General features: G+C 40.5%; 9 protein-coding genes and 1 pseudogene. All 10 read right to left on the bottom strand.

The window, feature by feature from the left end; genetic code table 11:
* Positions 1-322: pseudogene (locus IEW44_RS06350) on the bottom strand (hypothetical protein); the annotation flags it as partial.
* Complete coding sequence (locus IEW44_RS06345; RefSeq protein ID WP_188614197.1) at positions 315-668, bottom strand: hypothetical protein; 354 nt, start codon at positions 666-668, stop codon at positions 315-317. The pseudogene IEW44_RS06350 and the gene IEW44_RS06345, both read right to left, overlap by 8 nt.
* Positions 669-673: 5 nt before the next feature.
* A complete protein-coding gene (locus IEW44_RS06340) occupies positions 674-1528 on the bottom strand; it encodes a phage tail protein I (protein ID WP_188614196.1) in 855 nt (284 codons plus the stop codon).
* Entirely contained in the window at positions 1518-2630 is a 1113-nt protein-coding gene (locus tag IEW44_RS06335) for a baseplate assembly protein (RefSeq protein ID WP_188614195.1), read from the bottom strand. The genes IEW44_RS06340 and IEW44_RS06335 overlap by 11 nt, the downstream gene beginning before the upstream one ends.
* A complete protein-coding gene (locus IEW44_RS06330) occupies positions 2614-2934 on the bottom strand; it encodes a hypothetical protein (protein ID WP_188614194.1) in 321 nt (106 codons plus the stop codon). The genes IEW44_RS06335 and IEW44_RS06330 overlap by 17 nt, the downstream gene beginning before the upstream one ends.
* On the bottom strand, positions 2931-3323 hold the full coding sequence (locus IEW44_RS06325; RefSeq protein WP_188614193.1) for a phage tail protein: 393 nt from the start codon (positions 3321-3323) through the stop codon (positions 2931-2933). The genes IEW44_RS06330 and IEW44_RS06325 overlap by 4 nt, the downstream gene beginning before the upstream one ends.
* 1 nt (position 3324) lies before the next feature.
* Positions 3325-3726, bottom strand: coding sequence for a phage baseplate assembly protein V (locus IEW44_RS06320; protein ID WP_188614192.1), 402 nt, complete (start codon positions 3724-3726; stop codon positions 3325-3327).
* On the bottom strand, positions 3726-4742 hold the full coding sequence (locus tag IEW44_RS06315; RefSeq protein ID WP_188614191.1) for a phage late control D family protein: 1017 nt from the start codon (positions 4740-4742) through the stop codon (positions 3726-3728). Before IEW44_RS06315 ends, IEW44_RS06320 begins: the two co-directional genes overlap by 1 nt.
* Before the next feature lie 3 nt (positions 4743-4745).
* Complete coding sequence (locus IEW44_RS06310) at positions 4746-4949, bottom strand: tail protein X (RefSeq protein ID WP_188614190.1); 204 nt, start codon at positions 4947-4949, stop codon at positions 4746-4748.
* A complete protein-coding gene (locus tag IEW44_RS06305) occupies positions 4942-7983 on the bottom strand; it encodes a phage tail tape measure protein (RefSeq protein WP_188614189.1) in 3042 nt (1013 codons plus the stop codon). The genes IEW44_RS06310 and IEW44_RS06305 overlap by 8 nt, the downstream gene beginning before the upstream one ends.
* Positions 7984-8085 lie beyond the last annotated feature (102 nt).

Genomic DNA, 8085 nt, shown 5'->3' with positions numbered 1-8085 from the left:
CATCCTCAAAATTATCGACCATCATATTTTTAGCTGTGCCCTGAGCAACAGCAGCCTCTAACAACAACAGACGAAAGCGCATCTGTTTATTGGTTAATTCTGTACCTTCTAAAAAATCGACATGTAAGTTAAGGCGTTCGTGCGCCTTGTCTACACCTTGTTCAATGTTATTGGCCCGACGAGCTGTAAACTTCGTGCCCCTCTGACTATTATGTCCTTCAGGATCAACGACTTTATCTTTCCAATCTTCGGGTTGGTAATCAAACGCGGCTTCTTGCAGCTCTTTGATATCAACATATGCTCGTTTTCTTTCATCAACCATTGCCCATCACCTTCTTTTCCTCGAAATATAGTTTAAATGCCATGTGCCAACCTTCGTCATCTTTTTCGATTAAGCCATACCCTTCAGCGAGAGGTATTTCGTTTTCATTGCGTAACACGATACGCTCGATATTACCGATAGGCTCGTCTTGTATTTCGATGTAATGTTTAAAAAAGTTGTCCTCGATTACGGTTTTTGTAATGGGATAACTATAGGTTTGGCCGTCAATCGTTACGGCAGCATCCTTAGCGATGCTAGACGCCATATTACGCATAACGTTTGTATAAAATGGCATGATGGCCCATTCCCAACTTTTGATTTCTTCACTGTCTTTAACGCCTTCCATTTGCCTCACTCTCCTGCTTCAAATTCTCCACACACGGCATAGTGCGCGGGATAAGAATATGCCTCAAACAGCATATCTGTTGCCCCATTGAATTGTGCACTTTTAGCATAGGGCGTTTCAAAATCCCCGCACGTTTTGTAATATATAGGGTAACTATAATTATCACTTACAAGCACAAACCCTACTCCTGTATCCATGTATTGGACATACGTTGGATTGACATCGTCAAAATACACGGGATAACTATAGCTGTAGTCTTGATAAAGTGTGCCACCTAGATTTTGGTTAATCGTTGCTGTATCGCCAAAAAAATCGCCACATGTTTTATAATACACGGGGTAGCTGTAACTGTCATCCCAATACCAAAACCCTTGTTCCAAAGCTAGAATGACAAAACCATCAAACCACGAACGCACATTTTTATACGCCATTATCATGTCATAGATAAGGTTGAGGTCATTTAATTTTTGAATAAGTTTTAATTCTATTGAGAAGTGATAGGGATCTCCGTTATATTCAAACCACTCAACAACTTCACCAGATAATTTTACTGCTTCTAATACTTTTTCCATTGCATATGGGGTGCCTTTATATTTGTGTGTTGCAAATGCTGTACGTATTAATGCTATCTTTTTGTGTCTCTCAAATTTAGCATCGTAAAAATCCACATGAAACTGCCAAGCTAAATGATCAAGTACATCGTCGCTTTGCTTTTCTAAATTTGCCATGAGATGCAACATTGGTACTTCGACAGCTACTTCATATAATTCCTCGACAATGACTTCGAAAAGATTTCGCGTGAAGGCATCGCTGTCCATAAAGCGTGTCAGTAACTGATGTGTTGGTGCTCTATGTACCATAATCCACACCGCCATACGTTACTTGCTTTGTCGTTAAACGAGCCACTTCGTAATCCTTTAATGTTACATGCTCCATACCTTGCGTTTGAATACGTGCTGCACCATTTTTACGCATCAAATAAATAAGCTCAGTCGTATTAATATCACGTCCAAGCTTTGCATGTTGCCAAGCAATATATTCATCTACTGCTGCTTCGATTTTTTTACGTACCAATTGTTCCTGATACACAGAAGCTTCTGCAATCCAATAAGTCACATCTATACTGTAGTCCACGAAGTTGGGTGTGCGCACCACAACCTTATCTGTTAAAGGGCGTACATGGCGTTGCTTTAAATACGCATCGACTTCTGCTAGTTCTTCTTCACTTGGCAACCGTCCACCTTGCATTAAACAAATTACCTCGACTGTACCTGGCGTTTCCATATACGGATATACGTCCTGTATGTCTTGATTGGCACTTTTCGCATGATAAATATAAGCGCCATCAGGACCAGCAGTCGAAAACTTCTCAGGTGCTAGATGAATACGTGCCGCATAAGCATCATCACTTTCAATATCTTTGCCGCCTTCAGTAGTTGCGATATTTTCAACTGCATCAAAATACGGCAATGGGTCAACAAGCGTGTCAATCTGACCAGGGGCATAACCATTTCCAATTACGCCTGGTGTCGTACATTTTGTGAGTATCGTAATATGATTGCCTACAAACTCATAACGCTCTACTGTGCTAAAAACTAGTTCATTGTTGGGCGTAAAGCGTGTACCTAACGGAATAACATGAGGGCCATCCGTTGTAAATGTTAACTTTAGTGGGACACTTGCGCCTACTGCTGGCAAGCGTGCAGTATCAGTCATAACACCTAAATGATCTAGCGCATCATCACTCGCATACGCTAATAAATTTTGTTTGCCGGTATAGTTAATATCATTTTTAATGCCTACAATAATGGGCATTAACGATTGAATAAAAAGCTTACGTGGGTCAGCAGGAAACAATCGCACGCCCATACGTTCTTCTATCTTACGTAAAACACGGTCTTGTATTTCCTCTGCATCCATTTTTATAAAATCAATATCTTGTAAATTAAAGCGTGGTTTCATCCACTGTCACCTGCACTTTCGGTGTTAAAATACCATCAAGCTCTTGCTCATTGGCAATAAAATCAACGGCTGCTACATGAACACGTGGCTCATATTTTTCGATGGTGTCTATAATCATTGGGATGGCTCGCATGCGGGCAACGTTAATATTTATATCAATATCGGGTTGCCAAAACGCTTCTCGAAACATAGGTTGTTCATAAGCCGTCGTTGCTAAAATGCACGCTACATTTTGCAATACTTCTTTTACGCCTGTCGCTCCGTAATCAATTTCAGTTGCAGGTACTACCTCATACACCATCATACGTATTCCTCCAATTCCACCTGCGTGCTCGACGACCATAGCACGCCGTTTTTATCAAATTGTTCATACGCTCCGCTAACACTTATAAGCTTAAATTTATTCATTCCAAAGCGCTTGTTACCTATAACTAATGAGTGCACCTCACCATTTCGCGACATTCGCACAACTCTGTCCATTTCTTCGATTGGATTAACGTCTAGCGATAAAGTAAAGTCAATCGTAAAACTAATTTTGTCCAAACCTGGCCCAACATATTCACTTTTCGGCTTTGCACCATCAATATCATGCGTTTCCCAGCGCTCATTATTTGTTCGTGTAAACTCATCAAAAGTACGAATCAAGTTATCCGAAACCTCAAAAATAATTGGGCCAAACACGCCGATCACCATATTATCCATCCTCCACTAGTGTTATTTTGTGCGCTTTAATCGTTACATTGCCTGTTGCTCGCACAAGCATATCGCCTGTTGCAGAGTCATGTTCTACAAAGCTGCCATCCTTAAAATCATGACGTACTTTATTAACGTTATTAATTTTTGGCACATCTGTTTTGTTATATAACGAGCCTAAAACGAAGCCCTTTTGGTTACCCGTCGCTAAAAATAAGCACAATACTTGCTCATTAATTTGTGGTAGCCAGTAACTTGTATTGTGCAAGCTACCTTTCACAACAATATCTAGCTCAGCTGATACTACGTCACGCTCTTCAAATAACACGCGTGCTTTCATTTCTTTAGGATTAACATAAGAAATCACGCCAATTCTCACCATATTTTTAAGGAATGTGTCCATTAATACCCCTCCAAACAACGTCGTACATCAATCGAAGTGCTATATTTCCCTGACTTACTATGTGTAGCTTGCGTAATAATATACTTGCCATCAAACCAACCAAACCCTTTAACCATAATCGTAGCGCCTGCCGTGTATTTAGGATGCCCCATCAATTGAAACTTGCCTGTTGTAGCTTCACGGTTTTTTTCACGCAGTTTCTTTTTGGCAAGCTTTTGCGCTTCAGTTTTATCCTTCACGCGCTCATTAATATAAAGCGTACGCTTTGTACCTGGTGACTTCGGCGCGGTAAAAGTAGCTTCAATCTTTTGTTTTTTGTCACCATCTTGATAGGACACTTTACACGCAGCATAAATTTCATTCATTGTTGTGGTAAAGTCGTGCCCTTCAATTAATGACTTACCTCTAGTAATCGTTGTAATGGGTGGCTTTGCTTCATATTTTTGTTCATCAAATATTGCAACTTGCCCATTAGTTACCTTTAGACAAAGCCCTGCATCCTTACATAAACGAAACAAAAATAATAAATCTGTTTCACCTGTTTGTTCCATTCGATCATACTCTGGGTTTTCACTTGTATCATAAAATAGCTTCATGCCGGCTTTACTTACAAGCTCTTGAGCGATTGTGCGTAGCTTGGTCTTTTCCCATGCTTTATTTTTATCCTCACCACGCAAAGCCGAACTTTCTGGGATTGCGAGTGCCTTAATCGTTACTACAGATGGTGGGCCCTTGCTATTTAAAGTATCTACTTCGAATAGCCCGATGACTGCATCAAGGGTTGATGATTCTGCTTCCCAATTTTTAAGTATAATAGTCGCTCGTAGCGTTGCTCCTTTGTTCGGCATCCATGCGGCATTCCACAAATGTGCCTTATCCTCTAGGTTAATTTGCAGGTCATCAATAGCTCCACTCATGTAATCTGTATAAGTCCAGCCTAATAAATAAGAAGCAAGCGATTTACTAATATCTTTATTGGTGTACTGTAATTTTAATAAGGATTGCCTCGCTTGCATCCGCTATTCCTCCAACCACGGTGGACGCTGTATTTTTTTTGTGACTGTTAATTTTGGTACGACAAGTTCAACATTTGCAGGCAAGACGACAAAATGACGCCACCCTTGATTATGCTCAAGTAATGTCGTCATTTTTGTTTCGTCACCATATAGGCGGTAGGCGATGGCATCCCACATATCGCCCTGTGTGGTAATGTATTTATCCAAACGTCACCCTCCTTTGTTGCGCTTGCAACTCTTTTAATTGATCCATGAAACTTGATTTATCTTCTCGTAAAATCGTTTCGACTTCTGTCTTGTTACCTTGGATGACTGGCGCATAATGTAATGTGATACTCTGTGTAGACTTATCCATTTTAGCTTCAGGTATTTTTGTTTCGTTTTTATAGCCTAATGCTGCTCCTGTTTGTTGATATAAATCGTGAGCCCTAGCCGAACCGTCTAATGGAATTAAAGCTTCTGGTCCTGCCTCTCCAAATATACCAACATGAGCTTGAGTAGCAATCGTACCACGTGCATATTTTGGCACACGACCACCTTTTGCAACAGCATTGATATTAACACTTAAATTAGTTGCTTGTGCTACAAGCGATCTAATACCCGCAACTTCAGCTGCTATTGCTGCGCGACCACTTGAAATTCCTCTTGCTAAATTCAAACTAATATTTTGGCCAATACTAAACATCATTACAGCTGTCATAGCTAGAGGCATATAAACTTGTGAAGCTATCCAAGGCAGCACAGGAATAGGTGTTTGAATTAATCCCATACTATAATTAAAACCTGTTGCGTTACCATAAGCTGCAGCACCAATTGCAACATTATTGAATTGATCGAATACTGTAGATGATAATACATTCGAAGCCACATTCTGCCCTATACCAGTTGTAAAATTGAAACCTGCGGCACTGCCATATGCATTAGCTCCATTAGCAATATTATTAAACTGATCAAATACTATGGATGATAGTGTATTTGAAGCTACATTCTGCCCTATGCCAGTTGTAAAATTAAAACCTGCGGCACTGCCATATGCATTAGCTCCATTAGCAATATTATTAAACTGGTCAAATACTATGGATGATAGTGTATTTGAAGCTACATTCTGCCCTATGCCAGTTGTAAAATTAAAACCTGCGGCACTGCCATATGCATTAGCTCCATTAGCAATATTATTAAACTGATCAAATACTATGGATGACAAGTCATTTGAATTCATATTTTGCGCTAAACCCTGCGAAAAACTTTGACCTGATAGTTGACCAGCTCTTGTAGCTTCTGTTACTGCTTTATTACCATCTTCCGCTATACTCTTTGAAAGTTCTGATGCTGAGGCCTTTGGCATAAATTTATCTTTAATACCTTGTAATCCACCCATCTTGTTATAAGCAAACTTACCAACGTCAAATGCTAACATGCCTGCGCCCAATATAGGAACAGCCCTCATGCCTAGTTTGGCTCCACCTTTCAATAATCCACTTACACCCATACTACGCACACCATTCAATGCACTACTTGCTCCTCGACGTACTAGTCCACCTAATCCACCTCTACCTGTTGGTCTTGGCTGTCTTGATGGACGTGTTTGTCTCGTTGATCTTCCTCGACTTTGAGATGTATTATTGTTTCGACGATTACGGTTACTGCTCCTACGTCCACGTCGATCTCTATGGTTACCACTACCTGCACCACAATCTGCAGGTGGACGTATACCACGCATACTTGAAGCGATGCGCCCTAATATACCTGGCGCCCTACCTAATTTAGTAATTAGCGTAATAAGCTTAGCAAAAGGAGATAGCATTAACGCTCCGGCATAGCCAATAGCTGTAGCAGCCACTGACATTGCAAGCATACCTGCAGTTCCTAAAGCGATAGCTTTAGTTAATTTGGGATGCTTATCTGCAAAAGCTTGCACTTTTTCTGCACCTGCACTTAATTTATCTACCACAACATTTAATGCTGGTAATAACATATCACCAAACTTTAATCCTAAGGCTGCTACTTGATTCTTTAATAACTGAATACTATTTTCTGTTGTAGCTGAGCGTGCTTCAAACTCGGCTTGCATTGAACCTGCATATTGTGATTCGTCACCTACCATTCCAAATAGCTCTTTAAGTCGGTCTAAATCAGTAAGTAATGGTGCAATAGCTGCTACAGAATCTGAACCAAATAATTGTGTTAATATAGCTGCTTGTTCATGTTCCTCTAGCTTTTGAATACTATCAAAAACTTGTAAGATAGCTCCTTGTGCATCATCTTGCATTGCCTTTGCCATATCTGTTGCACTTAGTCCTAACTTCTCAAAAGCTTTCTTTTGAGTGTTTGTTGCAGATTCACCAGCTGTCATTTTTAAGACTAAATTTTTCAATCCCGTAGCTGCAATTTCGGGTGCAGTACCTACTTCAACCATTGCAGCCCCCAATGCGGCTACTTCACCAGTAGCTACACCGCCAACTTCACCTAATGGACCAATTCGTTGTAATACTTCTGAAATCTTGGGCGCTGAAGCTGCCGATTTATTACCTAAGTGATTTACTTTGTCAGCTAATTCAACGACTTCCTTTTGATTTATCTTAAAAGCTGAACGCCATTCAGCCATCATTTGCCCAGAGTCTTGAGCGGTCATATCAAAAGCAACACCCATTTTAGCTGCGTCCTTAGCAAAAGTCGTTAATTCATTTTTAGCAATGTTTGCTTGCCCACCTGAAGCAATAATTTCATTAAATTCTGTTGCTGACATGGGAATTTCCTTTGTCATAGAAATGATTTCCTTCTTCATTTCCGCAATTTCGCCATCTGTATCAAAGTCTACAACCTTTTTAACATCTGCAAAGGTACTCTCAAACTCAATCGCTTGCTTAATCGGCGCGGCTACAATACCAGTCTTAGCTATGGCATCCATCATAGCGCCACGTGAACCATCTCTTACACTGTTAATACGCCCTTCAAAAGCTTGCGCTCGATTGACACGTTGTTGGTGGCGCTCTTGTGATTGTAATTCCCGTTGTTGCCGACGTAATACACCATTTAAGCGCTCTTGTTGGGCAATGTATTGTGTCAGACTCATACCACCTTGACGATACTGGCTGTCTAATTGACGTAAACTATTACGTGTATCCGATATGCCACGTGTCAAACGATTCATTTGTGAGTCAGCATTTTGGAAAGCACCACGGAAAGAGGAGTCTAGGCGTCCTTGTAAGGCAAATGCGATTTCAAATAACCTACGTGACATTATTTCTCCTCCTTCTCGTCAACAATTTTGTTAGACACCGCAATCCAATCTAAAAACTGACGTATTGGCAAATCAAGCCAGTATGTCAGTGGTGTGTAATTT

Source organism: Lysinibacillus alkalisoli (assembly GCF_014643595.1).
Classification (GTDB): Bacteria; Bacillota; Bacilli; order Bacillales_A; family Planococcaceae; genus Metalysinibacillus; species Metalysinibacillus alkalisoli.
This window is presented reverse-complemented; position numbering and strand designations above follow the sequence as displayed.

Excerpts from the sequence above, each read along its gene's own strand:
- IEW44_RS06345 (WP_188614197.1), bottom strand. The coding sequence starts at position 668 with ATGGAAGGCGTTAAAGACAGTGAAGAAATCAAAAGTTGGGAATGGGCC.
- IEW44_RS06340 (WP_188614196.1), bottom strand. The coding sequence starts at position 1,528 with ATGGTACATAGAGCACCAACACATCAGTTACTGACACGCTTTATGGAC.
- IEW44_RS06335 (WP_188614195.1), bottom strand. The coding sequence starts at position 2,630 with ATGAAACCACGCTTTAATTTACAAGATATTGATTTTATAAAAATGGAT.
- IEW44_RS06330 (WP_188614194.1), bottom strand. The coding sequence starts at position 2,934 with ATGATGGTGTATGAGGTAGTACCTGCAACTGAAATTGATTACGGAGCG.
- IEW44_RS06325 (WP_188614193.1), bottom strand. The coding sequence starts at position 3,323 with ATGGTGATCGGCGTGTTTGGCCCAATTATTTTTGAGGTTTCGGATAAC.
- IEW44_RS06320 (WP_188614192.1), bottom strand. The coding sequence starts at position 3,726 with ATGGACACATTCCTTAAAAATATGGTGAGAATTGGCGTGATTTCTTAT.
- IEW44_RS06315 (WP_188614191.1), bottom strand. The coding sequence starts at position 4,742 with ATGCAAGCGAGGCAATCCTTATTAAAATTACAGTACACCAATAAAGAT.
- IEW44_RS06305 (WP_188614189.1), bottom strand. The coding sequence starts at position 7,983 with ATGTCACGTAGGTTATTTGAAATCGCATTTGCCTTACAAGGACGCCTA.